At 37.2% G+C, this 21,740-nt stretch carries 19 protein-coding genes; 10 read left to right on the forward strand and 9 right to left on the reverse strand.

The features are described 5' to 3' along the window. Positions 1 to 41: 41 nt before the first annotated feature. Genes trpA through DLK05_RS01035 form a run of 6 tightly spaced genes read right to left on the reverse strand, consistent with a single transcriptional unit; the run spans position 42 to position 6,482 of the window. Positions 42 to 791: a tryptophan synthase subunit alpha gene (gene trpA, locus DLK05_RS01010; RefSeq protein WP_127342108.1), complete on the reverse strand. Its 750-nt coding sequence runs from the start codon at positions 789 to 791 to the stop codon at positions 42 to 44. Positions 792 to 804: 13 nt separating this feature from the next. Continuing rightward, positions 805 to 2,610, reverse strand: a complete 1,806-nt coding sequence (locus tag DLK05_RS01015; RefSeq protein WP_209319637.1) for a bifunctional phosphoribosylanthranilate isomerase/tryptophan synthase subunit beta — start codon at positions 2,608 to 2,610, stop codon at positions 805 to 807. A 50-nt stretch (positions 2,611 to 2,660) separates the two neighbouring features. Then, positions 2,661 to 3,455 (reverse strand): indole-3-glycerol phosphate synthase TrpC, encoded by a 795-nt coding sequence (gene trpC, locus DLK05_RS01020; protein ID WP_127342110.1) that lies wholly within the window; start codon positions 3,453 to 3,455, stop codon positions 2,661 to 2,663. Between the two features lie 7 nt (positions 3,456 to 3,462). Next, on the reverse strand, positions 3,463 to 4,449 hold the full coding sequence (gene trpD, locus DLK05_RS01025; RefSeq protein ID WP_127342111.1) for an anthranilate phosphoribosyltransferase: 987 nt from the start codon (positions 4,447 to 4,449) through the stop codon (positions 3,463 to 3,465). A 59-nt stretch (positions 4,450 to 4,508) separates the two neighbouring features. Further along, positions 4,509 to 5,078 (reverse strand): anthranilate synthase component II, encoded by a 570-nt coding sequence (locus tag DLK05_RS01030; RefSeq protein WP_127342112.1) that lies wholly within the window; start codon positions 5,076 to 5,078, stop codon positions 4,509 to 4,511. Between the two features lie 3 nt (positions 5,079 to 5,081). After that, a complete protein-coding gene (locus tag DLK05_RS01035) occupies positions 5,082 to 6,482 on the reverse strand; it encodes an anthranilate synthase component I family protein (protein WP_127342113.1) in 1,401 nt (466 codons plus the stop codon). 963 nt (positions 6,483 to 7,445) lie between these two features. On the opposite strand from DLK05_RS01035, the gene DLK05_RS01040 reads away from it, so the two are divergent. From DLK05_RS01040 to DLK05_RS01070, 7 genes are all read left to right on the forward strand, one after another. Continuing rightward, positions 7,446 to 8,600 (forward strand): pyridoxal phosphate-dependent aminotransferase, encoded by a 1,155-nt coding sequence (locus DLK05_RS01040; RefSeq protein WP_127342114.1) that lies wholly within the window; start codon positions 7,446 to 7,448, stop codon positions 8,598 to 8,600. Between the two features lie 17 nt (positions 8,601 to 8,617). Beyond that, on the forward strand, positions 8,618 to 9,514 hold the full coding sequence (locus DLK05_RS01045; RefSeq protein ID WP_127342115.1) for a prephenate dehydrogenase: 897 nt from the start codon (positions 8,618 to 8,620) through the stop codon (positions 9,512 to 9,514). 62 nt (positions 9,515 to 9,576) lie between these two features. Beyond that, on the forward strand, positions 9,577 to 10,665 hold the full coding sequence (locus tag DLK05_RS01050; RefSeq protein WP_127342116.1) for a bifunctional 3-deoxy-7-phosphoheptulonate synthase/chorismate mutase type II: 1,089 nt from the start codon (positions 9,577 to 9,579) through the stop codon (positions 10,663 to 10,665). Positions 10,666 to 10,748: 83 nt separating this feature from the next. Then, complete coding sequence (gene aroB, locus DLK05_RS01055; RefSeq protein WP_127342117.1) at positions 10,749 to 11,795, forward strand: 3-dehydroquinate synthase; 1,047 nt, start codon at positions 10,749 to 10,751, stop codon at positions 11,793 to 11,795. After that, complete coding sequence (locus tag DLK05_RS01060; RefSeq protein WP_127342118.1) at positions 11,792 to 12,241, forward strand: 2-thiouracil desulfurase family protein; 450 nt, start codon at positions 11,792 to 11,794, stop codon at positions 12,239 to 12,241. The genes aroB and DLK05_RS01060 overlap by 4 nt, the downstream gene beginning before the upstream one ends. Positions 12,242 to 12,329: 88 nt before the next feature. Beyond that, entirely contained in the window at positions 12,330 to 13,310 is a 981-nt protein-coding gene (locus DLK05_RS01065) for a chorismate synthase (protein ID WP_127342119.1), read from the forward strand. Positions 13,311 to 13,489: 179 nt separating this feature from the next. Further along, on the forward strand, positions 13,490 to 14,416 hold the full coding sequence (locus DLK05_RS01070) for a CsgG/HfaB family protein (RefSeq protein WP_127342120.1): 927 nt from the start codon (positions 13,490 to 13,492) through the stop codon (positions 14,414 to 14,416). 44 nt (positions 14,417 to 14,460) lie between these two features. On the opposite strand, the gene ppgK is transcribed toward DLK05_RS01070, so the two are convergent. Continuing rightward, entirely contained in the window at positions 14,461 to 15,201 is a 741-nt protein-coding gene (gene ppgK / locus DLK05_RS01075; protein ID WP_127342121.1) for a polyphosphate--glucose phosphotransferase, read from the reverse strand. A 138-nt stretch (positions 15,202 to 15,339) separates the two neighbouring features. Here ppgK and DLK05_RS01080 point away from each other — a divergent pair, with 138 nt between their 5' ends. Then, positions 15,340 to 16,314 carry a quinone oxidoreductase family protein gene (locus DLK05_RS01080; protein ID WP_209319638.1) on the forward strand — a complete coding sequence of 325 codons (975 nt, stop codon included), beginning with the start codon at positions 15,340 to 15,342 and terminating at the stop codon, positions 16,312 to 16,314. Positions 16,315 to 16,360: 46 nt separating this feature from the next. Here DLK05_RS01080 and DLK05_RS01085 read toward each other — a convergent pair whose 3' ends face one another. After that, a complete protein-coding gene (locus tag DLK05_RS01085; protein WP_127342122.1) occupies positions 16,361 to 17,407 on the reverse strand; it encodes an NAD(P)/FAD-dependent oxidoreductase in 1,047 nt (348 codons plus the stop codon). A gap of 138 nt (positions 17,408 to 17,545) precedes the next feature. Here DLK05_RS01085 and trhO point away from each other — a divergent pair, with 138 nt between their 5' ends. Then, positions 17,546 to 18,598: an oxygen-dependent tRNA uridine(34) hydroxylase TrhO gene (gene trhO, locus DLK05_RS01090; RefSeq protein WP_127342123.1), complete on the forward strand. Its 1,053-nt coding sequence runs from the start codon at positions 17,546 to 17,548 to the stop codon at positions 18,596 to 18,598. Between the two features lie 57 nt (positions 18,599 to 18,655). Beyond that, entirely contained in the window at positions 18,656 to 19,663 is a 1,008-nt protein-coding gene (locus DLK05_RS01095) for a tRNA dihydrouridine synthase (protein WP_127342124.1), read from the forward strand. A gap of 296 nt (positions 19,664 to 19,959) precedes the next feature. On the opposite strand, the gene DLK05_RS01100 is transcribed toward DLK05_RS01095, so the two are convergent. After that, positions 19,960 to 21,603: a glutamate synthase-related protein gene (locus tag DLK05_RS01100; RefSeq protein ID WP_127342125.1), complete on the reverse strand. Its 1,644-nt coding sequence runs from the start codon at positions 21,601 to 21,603 to the stop codon at positions 19,960 to 19,962. Positions 21,604 to 21,740: the final 137 nt, after the last annotated feature.

Genomic DNA, 21,740 nt, shown 5'->3' on the forward strand with positions numbered 1-21,740 from the left:
CGTAATTGTGTACATCCTCACCAAATATCAGCAAATTGAATTTATCTTAATCCGTTCAAAAACTTCTCACTATTACCTGCTTGTAGGGCTTTAATAAAAGCAGTTCCAATAATTGCTCCATTTGCAAAACGACTAGCATGTTGAAAACTTTCCTTATTGTGTATTCCAAATCCAATTAAGCTTGGAATATCTAATTGAGATACTTTCTTAAAATATTCTTCTCTTTTAGAATCATAATGCAAAATACCTCCGGTAGTAGCCAAAGAGGAGACCATATATAAAAATCCTTTTGCTGATTTCTCGATTTGCATTAATCGCTCCCTTGTGGTTTGAGGTGTAACTAATAGAATGTTATAAATTCCTGCAAGCTCAAACTTAGCTTTATAATCTTCTTCATATTCCTCCACAGGTAAATCGGGTAAAATCACTCCGTCTACACCACTTTTTCTACAATCAGCCAAAAAATGATCGACACCATACTTATAAACAGTATTCCAATATCCCATTAATATCAATGGCATTGCAATATTTCCCCTTGCATTTTCCAATTGCTGAAAGAGCAGCTTCAAACTCATTCCATTATCCAATGCTCGCTTAGCTGCGGTTTGAATCACAGGACCATCAGCCAATGGATCCGAAAAAGGAATTCCAATTTCTACCAAATCCACACCTTTCTTCTGCAAGAGCTCCAAAGTGGAATTAGTATCGTTCAGATGAGGATATCCGGCAGGAAAATAAATGGATAAAATATTTTTCTTTTTAGTTTGAAATAATTGATCTATTCTGTTCATTTTTTTTGATTTGTTATGCAAATGCTTTCATATAGGTTTCCATATCCTTATCACCTCTACCTGATAAATTTACAACCACTACATCCTCTTTTTTAAATTTAATTTTATCCAATGCAGCCAAAGCATGAGCCGATTCCAAAGCCGGTATAATTCCTTCGGATTGCGCCAGTAGTTTCGCAGCATCTAAAGCTTCCTGATCCGTAGCCGAAATATAGGAGACTCGTCCGCTAACTGCCAAATGAGCATGCAAGGGACCAACTCCCGGATAATCCAGACCAGCAGAAATAGAGTACGGTTCGGTAATTTGTCCATCCTCATCCTGCATCAACATGGTTTTACTTCCGTGGATAAAACCAACATCTCCGATGGTAATGGTTGCTGCTGTTTCGCCACTGTTTACTCCCAATCCGGAAGCCTCTACGGCGATCAATTGCACCTTCTCCTCGTTTAAATAATGATAGAAAGCCCCGGCAGCATTCGATCCGCCACCAACACAAGCAATCACGTAATCGGGATTCAGATTACCCGTCTCTTCTTGCAATTGCTTCCGAATCTCTTTCGAGATAATAGACTGTAGACGAGTTACCAAATCTGGATAAGGATGAGGACCAACCACAGAACCGATCAGATAAAAGGATTCAGGATTTGCTATCCAATCGCGAATTGCCTCGTTGGTAGCATCCTTTAAAGTCTGATTCCCGGATACTGCCGGAATCACCTTGGCTCCCAGCATTTTCATGCGAGCCACATTGGGTGCTTGTCGCTGCACATCAAGCGCACCCATGTAAACTACACATTCCAATCCGAACAAAGCACAAACTGTAGCGGTTGCAACGCCGTGTTGTCCCGCTCCTGTTTCAGCAATAATCCGCTTCTTCCCCATATATTTTGCAATCAGAATCTGGCCAATTGTATTGTTAATTTTATGAGCACCAGTATGTGTTAGATCTTCCCGTTTCAAATAAATATTAGTACCATATTGTTTCGAAAGATTTTCCACTTTGGTGAGAGGCGTTGGTCTGCCCACATAATTATTCAATAATCGATGATAATCGGTTTGAAACTGCTTCGAATTAATAATTTTCAGATAATTTTCGCGTAGTTCATCCACATTAGCACGAAGTAATTCCGGGATAAAAGCACCACCAAATTGCCCGTAATAGCCCCGTTCATCAACGGCATATTTATTCTTTGTAGTCATTTTAATCTCCTTTAAAAATCTTGCCAGTTTGTTTTTGTTCTTTTGTGCCGGAACATCCTCAAAAGCGGAATTTAAATCCAACGCATATAATTGTTCATGCTTAAATTCTTTTATATCCTTAACGTCATCAGCACCAATGCCACCACTTAAAAAGAAAGGTGTTTTACCTTTATATTGCTTCAAAATTCCCCAATTGAATTTCTTTCCACTTCCACCATACTGTTTCGATTTGGTATCGAAAAGGAAATAATCAGCAGAAGAGCGATAGGCAGCAAGTTTTTCGAAATCAAACTCCTCATCTATTTGAAATGCCTTAATCACTTCTAAACCATTCCTTTTTATACTTTCACAGATTTGCAGAGATTCCTCTCCGTGTAGCTGAATGCCATTCAAGCCATATTTTTTCGCCTTAAACATAATTATATCAAGGTCTTCATTCACAAAAACACCAATCTTTTTTATTCCTTTCGGGATGTTTTTCAAACAAAAAACATCAAGTTCCTCTCCTACATATCGTGATGATTTAGGGTAGAATATGAATCCCATATAATCAATGGGAAGCTTAGCCAATGCCTCTATGTTTGAGGTGAATTTTAATCCGCAGACTTTTGTTTTCATTTGTAATTTTCTTTTTGTTCCCATGGGCTGAAGCCTAGGGCAATTGATGTCTAATTAATCTCATTAATGAAATTTCGACATGCATCTCCAGGTGAATCTTGTTTCATGAAATGTTCTCCCATTAGGAAAGCCTGAAAGCCATTTTCTCTCATTTCTTTCACTATTTCAGGATTATCCAATCCACTCTCCGCCACGCGGATTACATCATCGGGTAATTGTTTCGACAAGCGAATGGAATGATCTGTGTCAACCGAGAAATCTTTCAGGTTTCTATTATTGATTCCAACCAAATCTACAAATCTATTCACATGGTCGAGTTCTGATTCATCATGCAATTCCAAAAGGACTTCCATACCCAATTCTTTGGCTAGGAAGGCAAAATCTTTACATCTTTCCGGACTTAATATTGCAGCAATCAATAAAATAACATCAGCTCCCATTGCTTTAGACTGATAAATCTGATAGGGATCCACAATGAACTCTTTTCTCAATAATGGAACACTCAAACATTGTCGAGCTTCCTTAAAATCAGAATTCTTTGCTCCAAAAAAAGTTTCATCAGTTAGAACAGATACCATGGAAACACCACCTTCCTGATAAGCAAGAACCACTTCCTTAAGATGGGAAGTCTCATTTATAACTCCTTTTGATGGAGATTGCCGTTTAAACTCTGCGATAATACCAGATGCCGTATTCTTACTGATCGATTCTTTAGCCGAATAGCAAGTACATTTAAAATTCTCTTCTGCCATTAGAAGAAAAATAGGATGTTGAATCTTTTGTACTGCTACCTCAGCAATTTTCCTTTGCACAATCCGGTCTAATATATTTGGTTTCCCACTCATCTTTAATCTAATTTGCAAGTTTTTTCAACACCTCATATGCTTTACCAGATAATAAAGCTTCCTCTGCTTTACTTATGGCTTCTTCTCTGCTAATTTCCGGATGCAAACAATGAATTGCCAAACCGGCATTTCGGATAACTACAGCATTTTGAGCTTCAGTTCCTTGTTTATTCAAAATTTCAACAAATATCTTGGCAGCTTCCTTTACTGTTTCCCCTCCATATAACTCCTCTGGTTTCAACTTTCTAAAGCCCAAATCTTCCGGTTCCAACAATTCCTCCTTGCCATTTCCAATTAATTTCACTTTATCTGTAAGCGAAACCTCATCATATCCATCAATTCCATGAATTATGGTATATCGTGAATCGGTTTGCTGTAATAAATATTGATACAAACGAGCCAGCTCCAAATCAAAAACACCTACGATCTGATGTCCCGGTCTGGATGGATTTACCAGGGGTCCCAGCATATTAAAGAAGGTTCGCACACCTAAATCGCGGCGAATAGGAGCAATATTTTTCATGGCAGGATTAAAGAGCGGCGCGTGCAGAAAGCAAATTCCGGCTTTATCCAGATCTCGTTTTAAATCTTCTTCCGAATTCTTAAACTGATAACCCAAATATTCAATCACATTAGACGAACCACAAAAAGACGAAACACCGTAGTTACCGTGTTTGGTAACCATCTCTCCAGCTCCGGCTACCACAAAAGAAGCAAGCGTAGAGATATTAAATGTGTTTTTACCATCACCACCAGTTCCACACAAATCAACTCCCTTATATTCCGATAAATCAACAGGAATACAAAGTTCCAATAATGCCTCTCTAAATCCTGTTAGTTCCTCTACCGTAATACTTCTCATCATAAAAACAGTTAGAAAAGAAGTAATCTGAAACTCGTTAAATTCTCCTTTTGTAATTTGAATCAAAACCTCCTTCGCTTCCTCTCTTTTTAAGGTTTTGTGCTCAAATAAATGATGTAATATATTTTTCATTCTATTTCGTTTTAGATTTAATAATTAGGATTCCATAATCCTTACGATGGCTTATCTCCTTAGCTATTCAACCAATTTCGTATCATATCAATACCTTTCGGAGTAAGTACCGATTCGGGGTGGAATTGAACACCTTCCACATCGTATTCTTTATGACGAATTCCCATGATTTTTCCATCTGCATCTTCGCATGTTATCGTCAGACATGAAGGCAAATCCTTTTTCACCACATTCCACGAATGATAGCGACCAGCCTTAAATTCCTTATTTATATCTTTCAATATTCCATGATCGTTATTTGTTCTGAAAACAGAGCTTGCAACCCCATGAAACACTTTATCTAAATTCTCAATGCTCCCGCCAAAGACCTCGGCAATAGCCTGTTCTCCCAAACAAATTCCCAGAATAGATTTTATGGGAGCATATTCCCGAATCAATTCTTTTAAAATTCCAGCTTCCTCTGGAATTCCCGGTCCCGGCGACAATAAAATTTTATCATATTTAGCTACATCCTCCAATGCTATTTCTCTATTTCTGTACACATCAATATTAGCTGCCCCAAGCTTTCGCAGATATTCCACCAAATTATAGGTGAACGAATCGTAATTATCCAATACCAGAATCTTCATAACCTAAATGTTTTGTGCCAAATCCATTGCCTTACGCAATGCAGCCAATTTATTACTCACCTCTTGTAATTCACTCTCCTCATTCGATTTATCCACAACTCCGGCTCCTGCCTGATAATACAACTGATTATCCTTACTTAAAAAAGTCCGAATCATTATGGCTTGGTTTACCTCACCATTAAATCCTAAAGCACCAATACAGCCGCCATAGAAACCTCTCGCTGTAGGCTCATATTGATCGATTAATTCCATCGCGCGGTATTTTGGTGCTCCTGATAGGGTTCCGGCAGGAAAAGTATCTCCCATCAATTGAAAAGGATTATAGTTTGCAGGCAATTCCCCGGAAACCTTCGAAACCAGATGAATTACATGAGAGAAATATTGCACCTCGCGGAATGTTTCTACCTTGATATTTTGAGCATCACGACTTAAATCATTTCTTGCCAAATCAACCAACATTACATGTTCGCTTTGTTCCTTTTCATCACTTAAAAGCGCTTCTGCCAATTCAGCATCCTTTAGTGAATCCCCAGTACGTTTAAAGGTTCCGGCGATAGGATGAATGTATGCTTTCCCATTTTTAATTTCGAGCTGAGCTTCCGGTGAAGATCCCATAATTCGGTAGGATCCGTAATCAAAATAGAAAAGATAAGGCGACGGATTTATGGATCGTAACGCACGATACAGATTAAAATCATCTCCTTTATAAGCATGAGAAAACTGACGCGACAAGACAATTTGAAATACGTCCCCACGCTTGCAATGTTGCTTTCCCTTAGTAACAAATTCCTTATAAGTCACATCATCCATATTCGACTGTTCTTCTCCCTCCAAAGAGAAAATAAAAGCAGGCAGATTTCTATTTCTCAACAAATCAGCAACCTCACGAATACGAGCCTCGTCTCCATTTTTCACCAACTCAATTATCTTCAAAGTATTATTGAAATGATTCACCTCAATAATAAAGCGATAAAGCGAATAGCACATTTGTGGAATCCCTGATTGTTTCTTAGAGGTATTAAATTCAAGATCTTCGAAATAGGGAACCGCATCATAAGCGGTATATCCAAAAAGAGCATTCGCTTTTGTTACTTTTTCTTTACCCTCCAAATCAAATTGATTGACAAATTTTTGCAAGCGATCAGAAATAAACCTTTTTCCTTTTCCCTTAGCCTCGTAAATATCTTTCTTGCCTTCAATCTCTTCTGTTAAAAAGCCATCTTTCAGCGTAATACTTGCTATGGGTTCGAGTGCTATAAAGGAACTAGCATTTTCAGGACTATGATAATCCGAACTTTCCAAAAGAATTGCTCCGGGAAAACGATCTCGAAGTTTCAAATACATGCTTACCGGAGTAATTACGTCGGCAAGCAATTCTTTTTTTAGGTACTTAAATTTAATCATGGTTTATAGCTATTTTCACATTTGGTAAAAAAAAGAAGCGGCCTACTGAGTATCAGTAGGCCGCTTGCATTGTTCTTGTATATTTTCAGAACAAAATTTTGCATATACGGAGTCACATCTGCTCATATTTATTTGAGAGAATCCAGCTGTGCCACCACCAAAATTTACAATTCATTCCGTTCATAATTCTTTGTATTATCTCTACAAATCTAAACAATTATTTTTTCAATATCCAAATTGATTTTCTATAAAAGTTGAAATAAACACTTCTCCTTTTTCACTCAACCCACTAATTTCACAGCCGTTTCAGAGGAATATAAATTTTTAATATTTTTTCATCTGTTGTTCCAGTTTCAAACTCTTTCATCCAAATATTTAACTAAACTGGGGACTAATTGATAATATCTATGGAATTCTTTCTATCACCCATATTCATTAGACTGTCAAAAGTTGATTTTTTTCAAAAAAACTAGAATAATCCCTATATGTATTGATTTTACTAGGATAAGCAGACCTTTAACTATATATTTCAAACGTTATCGTTTTATTGAGTCTAAAAAATAGATTTGCTGGTTATAAAATAATTCATACATTTGAATCAAATAACACACGTAACAATGATGAATACGGTTTCAACATACAATTCTAACTTTTATTATTTTTGGTTTTACTTTTATTCTAAACAATAAGGGCAAGAGTTGATATGTAAGGAAACGAACAAATAAATCAAAAGGTCTTGCCATCAGGTAAGACCTTTTTTTATTTAATAGATTATCATGAAAAATACAGAATTTACATACCGCTTTTATTTTTATTATTTCTGGTTTAGCACATTAAATCGGGCGGGATGCCTTATACCTAAATTCAAGTAAAAAGTATAAAGAGTCCTGCCATATAGAAGCAGGACTTTTTTTTGGATAAAATTAAAAAACCACAATCAAAATTTTTAATACGCAATAAGAAATGATTCAACCAGCAAACAGAACCCAAAGTATTCAAGAGTACTATTTCTCCGTGAAGCTGAAAGAGATAGCTCAGATGAATATGGGGGAAGTAAAAGTGCTCAATCTTGGTATCGGTGATCCGGACATGAGTCCATCAGAAGAAACATGGAACTCACTTAGGGAAGCTTGCTTTCATCCCAAAAGTCATGGATACCAAAGCTATCAAGGAATTCCGGCCTTAAGAGAAGGATTTTCAAAATGGTACAAAACCTACTTTAATGTAGATTTAAATCCGGCTAATGAAATATTACCATTAATGGGATCCAAAGAAGGAATCATGATTACGTCCCTAGCCTATTTAAATGAAGGAGATGAAGTTTTAATTCCAGATCCGTCCTATCCAACCTATAAGTCAGTAACTAACTTACTGGGTGGAAAAATTGTAAGTTATCCTTTATCTGAAAGCAAAAATTGGCAACCCGATTTTGTATCTCTTGAAAAGCGAGATTTGAGTAAGGTTAAGATAATGTGGATCAACTATCCACATATGCCAACTGGTGCCAGAGCCACTAAAGAATTATTAGAGAATATCGTTGCCTTTGGAAAAAAGCACAAAATTCTTATTGTAAACGATAATCCTTACAGTTTTATTCTCAACAATGAACCACTAAGTATATTAAGTATTGATGGTGCTAAGGATTGCTGTTTAGAATTAAATTCATTGAGCAAATCGCATAATATGCCAGGTTGGAGAGTGGGAATGATTGGTGGAAACCCGAAAATGCTGGAGCCTATTTTAAAAGTAAAAACCAATATGGATTCCGGTATGTTTTATCCGGTACAACAAGCAGCAATCAAAGCTCTTAGTCAGGATCAGACATGGTATGATTCCATTAATAAGGTTTACCAAAAAAGAAGAGAGCTTGTTTTTCAATTATTGGATTTAATAAAATGTAAGCCAAGCGCAGACCAAAGTGGAATGTTTGTGTGGGCTTCCATTCCGGATAAATACGAGGACTGCTATAAATTAAGTGATGAAATTCTGCAAAAAACAAAAGTTTTTATTACTCCCGGAGGTATATTTGGGGATCAAGGAAAAAAATACATTCGAATCTCATTATGTAGCAGCGAATCTGTTTTTAAAGAAGCCATCGAAAGAATAAAAAGAAATTAGATTAATAGATAAAGAAGATGATAGTATCAGTAATTGGATTGGGATTAATCGGAGGTTCTCTTGCAGTGGATTTAAAGCAAAGAGGATTTGCAAGCAAGCTTATTGGAGTAGACAATAATCCTATGCATGCACATACAGCAAAGAAACTAGGTTTAGTGGATGAGATTCAGGATTTACAATCAGCAATCCAAAATTCTCATTTAATAGTACTTGCCATTCCTGTAGATGCTTGTGTGAAGATTTTACCAACATTAATGGATCAAATAGATCTGCAGATTGTAACAGATCTAGGATCCACAAAGGAAAAATTAATCACTAGTATCTCCAATCATCCTAAGCGTAAACAATATGTTCCTGCCCACCCAATGGCAGGAACCGAATTTTCTGGTCCGCAAGCAGCGCAAAGAGGACTATTCGATGGTAAATGTTCTATCATTTGTAATCCAGAAGATTCCACAAAAGAAGCTGTTGCTATTGTAGCCGATATGTTTCACTCTTTAAAAATGAGATGTGTTTATATGGATTCAGAAGTACATGATCGACAAACAGCTTATGTTTCGCACTTATCACACATCAGTGCATTTGCCTTATCGCTAACGGTTCTTCATAAAGAAAAGGCAGATAAGCATATCTTTGAATTGGCTAGTGGAGGTTTTGATTCCACAGTAAGATTAGCAAAAAGTTCGGCTGAAATGTGGACACCAATCTTTCAACAGAACAAAAAAAATGTTGGAAAAGTACTTCAAAAATATATTGATACCCTTCAACAATTCAAAGACTTAATTGAAATGGATGATCTGGATGGCATGGACAATTTAATAAATGAAGCCAATGACATAAGAAGGGTTTTGGATCAGAAAGAAAAGAATGAACAAGAGACAATAAAAAAATCAGTAAAAGCAAAAAGAGCTTAGTACTAGTTAAAGAAATAAACCAAATTTTTAATCACTCTAAAAAGAGTTTAAGACATTATACCATGAGTAAAGAAATGAAAATTAAAGATCTCAGCAGCTGGCCAATAAAAAACACGACACGTCCACTAATTATAAGTGGTCCGTGCAGTGCTGAAACAGAAGAACAGGTTTTAACCACAGCCAAAGGAATTAAAGCAGCGGGAATTCCAATTTTCCGTGCCGGCATTTGGAAACCACGTACTCGTCCAAATAGCTTCGAAGGAATTGGTGCCCAGGGTTTAATATGGCTGCAAAAAGTAAAAGCAGAGACTGGATTACTAACAGCTACGGAGGTTGCCAACGCAAGACATGTTGAATTAGCTGTAGGCGCAGGCGTTGATATACTTTGGATAGGAGCACGTACCACGGTAAATCCATTTGCTGTTCAGGAAATTGCGGATGCTTTGCGAGGAAAAGATATTCCTATCCTGGTAAAAAACCCAATCAATCCAGATTTAGAGCTTTGGATTGGAGCAATTGAAAGACTATACGCTGCGGGCTTAACCAGAATTGCAGCAATTCACCGTGGTTTTTCTACCTACCAAAAACAAAAATACCGTAATGATCCGCAATGGCAAATTCCTATTGAATTAAAACGCAGATTGCCACAAGTACCATTATTTTGCGATCCTAGCCATATAACAGGTGACCGTAATTTACTGGATGAAATTGCACAGAAATCAATGGATTTGAACTACGAAGGATTAATTATTGAATCGCACTGTAAACCAGAAGAAGCCTGGAGTGATGCAAAACAACAATTAACACCGCAATCACTTCAGGAACTTTTAGCTAACTTAGTCCTTCGAGATCCGGAAGCTAATAATGAGGTAATCAATAATACCTTAGGGGAACTTAGACACCTAATAGATGATTTTGATGAGAAGCTATTAGAATTGCTGGAAAACAGGATGCAGATAGCCAAGACTATAGGACATTACAAGAAAGAAAATAACATCACGGTATTGCAAAATAAACGCTGGAGTGAAATTTTGGAAAAAAGTCTGGTTCAAGGAATAAAAAAGGGATTCAGCGAACAATTTGTCAGTAATTTATTCAAGGCCATTCACCAGGAATCAATCAACCAGCAAGAAGATATTATGAATTCTTAATTCATTGCTAAATTAGCAGTAGTTAGTATTACACAATTAGTAATACTAGCTACTTAAAACGAAACAACACATCTCTAAACAACATGAAAACCATACATATTGAAAATCAGAATAGCACAATTTATATTGGTGAATCTTATAAAAACATAGGCAAATACTTACCAAAAAAGAAATGCTTTCTGATTTGTGATGAGAACATCTATCAGTACTATTCTGATTTCATTAATAAATTCGAACATGTTGTTATTGGCTGTGGCGAAATCAATAAAACTTGGTCGTCAGCACAATTAATTATAGAAAAATTATTGGAAATGGGTGCCGATCGAAATAGCTTTCTGCTTGGAATGGGCGGAGGATTGGTATGTGATATTAGTGGCTTTGTTGCTTCTATTTACATGAGAGGATTGGAATTTGGTTTTATATCCACCTCCTTACTTTCTCAAGTTGATGCCAGCGTAGGTGGCAAAAACGGAATCAATTTCGGGAAACTTAAAAATATGATAGGTGTTTTTAATTCACCAAAATTTGTTATTTGTGACCCTGTTTTGTTACAAACTCTGCCAAAACGAGAGCTTCGTAGCGGATTTGGAGAAATTATTAAACATGCTTTTATAAAAGATGAAAGTCTATTCCATTTCCTGAAAGAAAACAAAAATGTTTTACTGAATTTGGACTCGGATTGTATAGAGGATTTAATCTATCGGGCAGTATTCATTAAAACAGAGGTAGTGAGACAGGATCCTTTAGAGAAAGGCGAGCGAAAAAAATTAAACTTTGGACATACCATAGGACATGCCATTGAGAATAATTCTGATTTAACCCACGGAGAAGCAGTTGCGGTTGGTATGATAATAGCCTCTAAATTATCTCATGAAATATGCGGATTATCTGAATTGGATGCTTTCAAAATTCAAAGCCTTCTAAAAGCGTATGAATTACCAGTAACTCACCAGGTATCAGCAAAAGTGATCAACGAATTTTTAATCAAGGATAAAAAGAAAAATAGAGATACCATTGATTTTATATTGCTCCGAAAAATTGGAGAAGCATGCATTCAATCTATTCCAATTGAAGATTTAAAAAATAGAATAGAAAACCTTTTTACAGATCCTAAACAAGAATCAAAATGATAATAGTTAGTGCATGCCTGGCCGGAATTAAATGCAAATATGATGGCAAAGACAATTTGATGCCAGAGATTCAACAAATGGTTTTAAAAGGAGAAGCAATTCCCCTTTGTCCTGAACAGATAGGAGGATTATCAACACCCCGAATTCCTTGTGAAATAATTAAGAAGGGGAATTCTATAAAAGTTATAGGGGAAAATCAAAAGGACTATACCAAGCAATTTAAGATTGGCTCTATTAAAGTAGCAGACATTGCCAAAATTCTTGAATGTGAAATTGCTATTCTCAAAGCAAATAGTCCATCCTGTGGATATGGGAAAATATATGATGGCACCTTTTCGGGACGAAAAATAATGGGAAATGGTTTAACTGCCGAACTTCTTGCCAGCAAAGGAATAAAAATTCTGAATGAAAATAATTATCATTCCACTTTACATACGCAAGAATAAACTATTGGCTATTTTTATCTTTACAAAAGAGAATAATTTTAAACTATTCTAATTACTAGTTTCTAAAGACTAACAACAGTATTTATAAATGAACAACTTCGGAAGAATATTCAGAATCAGCATATTTGGAGAATCTCACGGAAAGGGAGTAGGTGTCACTATCGATGGCTGCCCTGCCGGGATCTCGCTAACAGAAGAAGATTTAATGCCTGACTTAGGTCGGCGAAAGTCAGGAGCCAGAGGAACTACTCCCAGAATAGAGAAAGATCTCCCGGCTATTTTAAGCGGAACCTTTGAGGGGAAAACTACAGGTGCTCCTCTAATTATCCTTTTTCGCAATAAAAATACAAAATCGAAGGATTATAGTAATTTATTAGACAGTCCCCGCCCCGGACATGCCGACTTTGTCGCACAGCATAAATTCGGCAAGCATAATGATTATACAGGTGGCGGACATTTTTCGGGTAGAATTACCTTGGGAATTGTGGCAGCCGGAGTTGTGGCAAAAAAAATATTAGGCGATATAAATATCGATGCCAAATTAACAGAAATAGGCGGTAAAACAGATTTTGATGCTGCCATTGAGGAAGCATTATTAGAGCAGGATTCAATAGGTGGAATTGTAGAGTGTAAGGCAAGTAATATGCCAATAGGTTATGGCGAGCCATTTTTCGATTCAGTAGAATCATTGATTTCACACTTAATTTTTGCCATTCCTGCAACAAAAGGAATTGAATTCGGTTCCGGTTTTGCAGCTGCAAAAATGAAAGGTTCGCAACACAACGACAACTTTATTGATGAATCGGGAAAGACAGAAACCAATAATGCAGGTGGTATAAATGGAGGAATCTCCAATGGAAATGATTTGGTATTCCGGGTTGCTATTAAACCAACCTCATCTATTGGAAAGGCACAAAACACCATGAATTTTGCAAAAGGGAAGGTGGAAAGTCTGTTAATAGAAGGCAGACACGATGCCTGTATAGCGCTTCGGATTCCGGTAATTATTGAAGCTGCGGCTGCAATTGCTCTCGCTGATTTAAAATTATTAGACAACACAAGACATTAATTAGATAAAACACAAAAATAAAGCCCTGCAAAGATTCCTTCTTTGCAGGGCTTTTGTTTGCAAATTACCTTCTTTCATTAAGAAAGACCTCTGTAACCTCCTCTTTTCTATAAGCATTTTTTTCCGTAACTTATTCATTATAAATTCACTTGACAACTTTAATTAAACTTAAACCAGCCATGAAAACTTACATTAAACTTATCCGAATAACTACCCTACTTCTTATTTCTTGTGCCTTCACTTTTAAAATTGCAGCACAACAGCCACAAATTAAAAAGAGAATTGCTGTTTTTGTTTTCGAAGACAAAACGGATAGGAGTTGGAGATGGTGGAATAACAAAGGTGTAGGAAACGGAGTGAGTGATATGCTTACTACAGCTCTCGTAAAATCTGGCAACTACAGGGTAATTGAACGACAAGAACTCGATCGCATTTTAAATGAGCAGGATTTTGGACAAAGTGGAAGAATTACACCACAAAGTGCTGCAAAAGTTGGTCAGGTTTTAGGTGTAGAATTGGCTGTAATGGGTTCTGTTTCAGAATTTGGTTATAAGAAAGGCGAAACAGGTGGTGCAATTAAAGGCTTAGGAATTGGTGTTTCCAATCAAGCAGCAACAGTAGGTATTGATGTGCGCATGGTAAACACCTCAACAGGTGAAATAGTAACGGCAGAAAATGTTCGCAAAAAGAAATCAGCAAAAGGAATTAAACTTCGTACCAATAAGTTAAACTTTAAGGATAGGAAAGACTTTGATGAATCCTTGGTTGGGAAAGCCGCCCGAGAAGCAATAGAAGATATTGTTTCGCTAATCGATAATAGCGCCAACGAAATTCCCTGGCAAGCCAAAGTAATCATCGAAAAATCTGGAGTAGTCTTTATTAATTCAGGGGAAGCAGATGGACTAAAAGCTGGTGACAGCTTCGCAGTTTATAGCAAAGGTGATGATTTAATCGATCCTGATACAGGTATTTCATTGGGTAGTGTAGATACAAAAATCGGTGAAATAAAAATTACAGATGCTAGCATAGGAAATGGAAAAGCTTCTAAATGTTCCATAGTGCAGGGATCTGGATTTACCAAAGGCAATTTTGTACGATTAAAATAATCTAAACTTCAATTGATTTGTAGAGATGTTGCATTCCAATGTCTCTACACAATTCCATTAGCCGCAACAGCAGCTCCAATGATTCCTGCTCTATTTTGATATTCAGCGAGCAAAACAGGAACAACTATATCAATCTCCGATTCAAATTTATGTAGTTTCTTACTCACCCCCCCTCCAATAATAAAATAATCAGGAGCACATATTGAATTCACATGATCTAGAAATTTATTAAATCTCTTGCCCCATTGCGAAAAACTTAGATCTTCTTTCTTGCGAACAGAATCTGCTGCATATTTTTCAATGATTTTACCATTCTTATAAAATAATCGTCCTAGTTCAAAGTTGGGAAGTAGCATTCCATTAAAAAAAACACCTGATCCCAAACCTGTGCCAATGGTTACCATTATAACCAACCCCTTTTTCCCTTTTCCTACTCCATATTTCATTTCAGCTAATCCTGCAGCATCAGCATCATTTATTACTGTAAAAGGTAATCCTGTTTTTTGAGCAAATAAATCATCCACCTGCACTCCGGTCCAATCCTTATCTAAATTACCATTAGCCAGAGCCTTCCCTTTTGAAATAATAGTTGGAAATCCACAGCCCACAGCTCCTTTCCAATTAAAATGATCCACAATTTGTTTTACTACTTCAGCCACCTCATTAGGTTTAGATGGCTGCGGTGTCGGAATACGAAAACGCTCGCCAACTAATTCGCCTGTCAACATATTTACGGGTGCACCTTTTATACCCGATCCACCTATATCTATACCTAGTATTTCCATTTTACAAACATTCTAAGGTTAACACTTTAGATAAAAACTAAAAATACAAAAACAATTACTTTTATCTGATATTAGGGCGTTATTTCAAATTAACTACTTTAGTAATCCTTTTTAAAAAGATAAAACTATAGAACAAACATGAATAATAATCATATGAAAGCACTTACATTCTCTGAATTTGGTTCAGCAGATGTAATGAAATATATAAATATTCCCCTACCGGAAGCTCATGATGGAGAAGTATTGGTAGAAATGAAGGCTATTGGGTTAAATTATGCAGATATATATCGCAGGAAGGGAAATTATCATTTAAAAGGAACTCCCCCCTACATTGCAGGTTACGAAGGTGCTGGAATCATTTCCTTATCTAAATCAGAGAAATATAGTATCGGAGATCGAATAGCTTTTGCGGATGTTCCCTTTGCCAATGCACAATATGTTGTTGTGCCCGAATCGCATATCATTCCCATTCCTGATAATATTAAAATGGAATTACCTGCTTCGGTTCTTTTGCAAGGATTAACAGCACAATATCTTGCAGAAGATAGTCATGCAGTCAAGGAGAATGAAATCGTATTGATACATGCAGCCTCTGGAGGTGTAGGTCAAATTCTCACACAAATCTGTAAAATGAAAGGAGCGATCGTTATTGGACTCACCAGAAGCGATGCCAAGAAGGAAATCATCCTTAGGAACAAAGGTGACTTTGCTTTAAATATAAAAGAAGATTGGAAAGAAGAAGTAATGCAAATCACCAATAATAAAGGTGTAGATGTAGTTTTTGATAGTGTTGGTTCCAGCCTTGCAGATAGCTTCGATGTTACCAGGGAATGTGGTCATGTGGTATTTTATGGTATGAGTGGTGGAGATCCGGCACTTGTAGATCCTCGTATGCTAATGGATACTAGTAAAACACTTACCGGTGGTGATTTATGGAGTTATTTGAATTCAGAATCAGAACGACAAAAGCGTGCTGCCAAACTATTCCAATGGATTTCAGAAGGTTTCATCCAGGTTGCACCTGCAAGCACCTTTCCTTTATCCGAAGGAAAAGCTGCCCACGAGTATCTGGAAAGTGGTAAAAGTGTTGGGAAAGTATTGCTGATACCATAAAAACGCCTAATCTTGAGAAAGACCTTTCCTCTTTAAAAGGTCTTTCCTATTTCATAAACCTTCGGATATCAATTTCAGGAGATAAGGGATAATCATGTACCGATAAAAAACGAACCATTTCTCGAGCGAAATACGGAGCCAGCATCACTCCTTTTGTGCCCAATCCGTTAAAAATGGCAATATGTTCGTGCAATGGATGAATTCCTAAAATAGGGCGGCGATCTTTCACTGTTGGACGAATACCAGCCCAATGGTTCACTACCTTGTAAGGAAGAGAAATTATTTCCTCCAAACGAGATTGCAAATCGGATTTGGCCTCCTCGGTTGTTATCTCATCCAGGTTATGCCAATCATAAGTGGCTCCAACCCGAAACCGATGATTGCCCATAGGCATTACAAAGAGATTCTTGTTTAAAATATATTGCTCCTGTAATCCTTCGCAGTAAATTTCTAACAACTCCCCTTTGGTAGGACGAAAATCAATCTTCTTGAAAAAAGGATTTGTCTGTGCGTGATATCCTTCACAAAACACAATGGTTTCAGCAGAAACACCATGCCAGGTAATTTGATTATCAATAAATCCTAAATCTTTATAATCGAAATAAGCATCAATTAATAGTCCTTGCTTTTTGAAAAACCTATTCATATGCTTTAATAACTTGGATAAATGAACATATCCGGAATTTGTTACCCTTCCAAAATTGTAAAAGTCTCTTATCCCTTCCCCAAAATTGTTTTTACCAATGTCAGTGATATAATCTGAAAAATTATCCTCCTTTATTCTCTCCTCCCACATTTGGCATTCGTGCTCCGACAATGGTTTGATAATGTCCATAGGATACAAAAACTGCTCCTGCAATTCACGTTCGAGCTCCCGATAAGTATCAAACATTACAGGCAAACAATCCTCTAGCATCCAACTTTTAGTAAGTCGTTTAAAAACCAAAGGATTGTACATACCTGCAGCCACATCAGAAGCCTTACGAAGTTCAAGACTGGAAATGATTTTAAAATTCAGTCCTGCCTTATACATTTCATAGGCAAGCAAGGAACCAGCAATCCCCTGTCCTATAATCAGAAACTTTTTCTCCATTAGATGTTTGTTGATAGTATTCTGTAAAAGTAGCAATTTAAGACAAATTTATCTTTTTTACAGTCAAAGCCTTTCTCATTTAGGGAAATGCATTATTTTTGCAAAGTTTATTTATTCTAAATAAAGAGATCAGAAAGAATGCAATTATACAATAAACTTAGCAAAGAAGAACTAAAGGAACAATTGGAAGCAGAAACCTTTAAGCGAAAAACCATTTCCTTTTATCGCTATGTGCAGATTGGAGAACCACAGGAATTTCGGGATAATTTGTTCCAAACATGGAATCATCTGAATTGTAAAGGAAGAATCTACATCGCAAAGGAAGGAATTAATGCGCAAATGAGTATCCCGGAGCAAAATCTGGATGCTTTTTTCTTGCAGCTTAATAATATAGCGGAATTAAAAGATATGCCTATAAAATGGGCAGTAGAGGATAATGGAAAATCATTTTACAAACTAATTATAAAGGTGCGTCCTAAAATAGTTGCTGATGGTTTGGATGATAGTGCTTTTGATGTTACCAATGTAGGTAAGCATCTTAATGCCCTTGAATTTCACAATCAGATTGGTAAGGAAGATACTATTGTTATCGATATGCGAAATCACTACGAAAGTGAAGTTGGACATTTCGAGCATGCCATTTGCCCTGATGTTGATACCTTTAGAGAAGAAATTGAGATGGTTGTAAAGGCTTTCGATCAGGAGAAAGACAAAAAGTTCCTGCTTTATTGCACCGGAGGAATTCGATGCGAAAAAGCCAGCGCATACCTTCGGCATCATGGATTTGAAGATGTAAACCAATTGCATGGTGGTATTATTGCCTATGCGCAGGAGATAAAGCAGGTTGGAATAGAATCTAAATTCAGAGGTAAGAATTTTGTGTTCGACGAACGATTGGGAGAAAGCATCAATAAGGAAGTTATTGCCAAATGCCACCAATGTGGTAAACCTTGCGACACGCATACCAATTGTGCTAACGACGATTGTCATTTGCTATTTATACAGTGTGACGAATGCAGAGAACATTATAATGCTTGTTGCACTGATGAATGCAAAGAAATTATTGCTTTACCAATTAAGGAACGTATACAGCTTCGTTCAAAATTTCATGACAAATACAGTAAAAGTCAGATTTACCGACAAAGAATCAGACCAAAATTGCAGGAAATAAGGATAAAGGCAAAAGGATAAAATCACTATTAAATTGCGCCGTGCATCCACCCGGCAATTAAAGAATAAAGATAAAAAATGAGCTTCTGGCAAGATATAAAAAACCCTAATTTCTCCCTGGCACCTATGGAGGATGTAAGTGATACGGCCTTTCGTGAGGTAGTGCTACAAACTGCCCAAACAGGAAAATTAAACCTCCTGTATTCCGAATTTACTTCGGTAGAAGGCATGTGTCACCCTATCGGGCACGATAAGGTAAAGCATCGTTTGCAGATTAACGAATCGGAAAAAGCCTTGTTGAAGAAAAAGAATGTAAAGCTAATTGCTCAAATCTGGGGAAAAGATCCGGAGAAATATTACAAAACTGCACAATACATTGCAACGGAAACCGATTTTGATGGCATCGATATTAATATGGGATGTCCGGTTAAAAATGTAGTTAAAAACGGATGTTGTTCCGCTTTAATATCTCAACCAGAACTTGCCAAAGAAATTATTTTGGCAACCCGGGAGGCAAGCAATTTACCTTTAAGCGTGAAAACTCGCATTGGTTACAAACAAATAGTGACCGAATCGTGGGTAAGTCATCTGTTAGGAATGCCCCTTGATGCCCTTACCATTCATGGACGTATTCAAAAACAAATGTCGGAAGGCATGGCAGACTGGAATGAAATTGCAAAAGCAGTACGACTAAGAAATGAAATTGCTCCAAGCATTAAGATTATTGGCAATGGAGATGTGGAAAGTTACGAAGATGGATTGGAAAAATGCCAAAGCTATGGCGTAGATGGCGTGATGGTAGGCAGGGGTATTTTTAAGAATCCCTGGTTCTTTCATCCTGATAAAGGTGCCGTGAGCCCGGAAGAAAAACTGGATTTGCTTCAAGAACACACCCGATTGTTCGAAGCTACTTGGGGAAGAACCAAAAACTTTGCCATACTTCGCCGATTCTTTAAGATTTATACCAGTGGTATCCGCGAAGCATCTTCTCTGCGCAATACTTTAATGACTACCTGCAATGCTGCTGAAGTCTATAAGGCTATTGCGGAATATTATAACATGCTAAAAAAGAATGAAATTGCCTGACATGACAATATTTACTTCCCAACCTTTGATTTCACCCATTTGTAAAGGTGCTTGGTATTCGTTTTGGCGAGTACTTTATTAACAAATCAAAAAAGCTAGTACTAGCAAATCGAATTAGCTAGTACTAGTAAATCAAAAATGGTAGTACTAGTAAATCAAACTTGCTAGTACTGGTAAATCGAAATTGCTTATACCTTAAATATAAATTCTCCCCTTAAGGTTTCCGACTGCTTAATCCTATACCCATTTAATTGCATATTAATTTCCTTTAAGAACCCAATTCAAGTCATTACCAATTAGGGAACAAGTCCGGCATATTTCACTCCGCTTAATCGATACATATCGTGATTGAAGGTCGTGAGATCGTCCTTATTGAACTGAGAAAATGAATTGTATCCGCATGCACGTGCAATAACCTTCATTAATTCATTGGTTGATAACAAAAAGCGTTTCAATTGAAGAGCTGATGTTTGCACCTTTAGCCGAGCTCTCAAATTTTCCTTTTGAGTAGCAACACCTACCGGACAATTATTGGTATGGCAAGCACGCATACCTATACATCCAACTGCCTGAATTGCCGAATTTGCAATAGCTACTGCATCCGCACCTAAAGCCAAAGCCTTGGCAAAATCAGAGGCTACACGCAGACCACCAGTAATAATAAGACTCACATCATTTGCATTTCTTCTATTTAGATGTGCCTTAGCACGAGCCAGAGCAGGAATAGTTGGAACACAAATATGATCGCGTAAAATGGTTGGAGCTGCACCCGTTCCACCTCCTCTACCATCCAATATGATATAATCAACCCCTACAGCCAATGCAAAATCTATATCTGCCTCGATATGGCTGGCGGAAAGCTTGAATCCGATGGGGATACCGCCTGTTTTCTCCCGAACCTTATTTGCAAAATCTCTAAAATCTTCCACTGATTTTAAATCGGGAAATGATGCAGGACTTATTGCTGCCTCCCCTTCTTTTAATCCTCTCACCTTTGCTATTTCACCTACTACTTTTTGTCCGGGAAGATGACCACCTGTCCCGGTTTTAGCAGCCTGACCAGCCTTAAAATGAAAAGCCTGTACTTTTGCCAGTTTATCCCACGAAAATCCGAATTTGGCAGATGCTAACTCATAAAAATATTTGGAATTCTCTTTTTGCTCATCGGGAAGCATGCCTCCTTCACCAGAGCATATTCCTGTTCCCGCAAGTTCAGCACCACGTGCAAGTGCAATTTTAGCCTCCCTGGATAGGGAACCAAACGACATATCCGAAACGAATAATGGCAAGTCTAATTTCAAAGGTTTCTTAGCCTTTTTTCCGATCACAACCTGAGAATCAACCTCCACCCCATCCAGCAATGGTGTTTTGGAAAGCTGAGCAGGTAGAAACAACAAGTCATTCCATTGAGGAAGCGTGGTACGATCTACTCCCATTGCCGCAGTTGGTCCATGATGACCATATTTCTCCAGTCCATATTTAGCCAAAGCCTGAATTTCTTTGGTATAAGGTTCGGTAGGTTCGGGGTGCGTATCAGCAAAATCCCCCAAATAAGTATCCGATTGAAAAGGAGAAGGTATCTCATGAACCTCAAAATTTCTTACCTCCTCTTCATCAATATACACCAGATTGTCTTTGACTGCCGCAGAGAATTTATGCAATCTTTCCTTTGGATTGTACTCACTCACACCAGTATCTTTCCTAAAATCCCATCCATGAACACCACAAATCAGATTGTTCCCCTGCACATGTCCATCGGCCAGTAAAGCTCCCCGATGCAAACACCTGCCATATAATACGGTAACCCCGTCTTGATAACGGATTACTACCAAGTCGGTTTTCAATACTTTAGCATGTACAGGAATATTTTCTTGAAGATGATCGTACTCGAAAAGGATAATTGGTTTTTTAAATTGTTCGAAAGAAATCTGGCAGCTCATATATACAATATTTAAAGATGAATACTTCCTAATTACCGATGGATTAACCAAACGAGACAAGAAGTTAATTCATTTCAATCTGCATATCAAATAAATAAGGTTTATATACAAAGCGATTCAGAACATAAAGTAAAAAC

The sequence above is a fragment of the Ancylomarina longa genome (assembly GCF_003996985.1).
In the GTDB taxonomy this organism is placed as follows: Bacteria; Bacteroidota; Bacteroidia; order Bacteroidales; family Marinifilaceae; genus Ancylomarina_A; species Ancylomarina_A longa.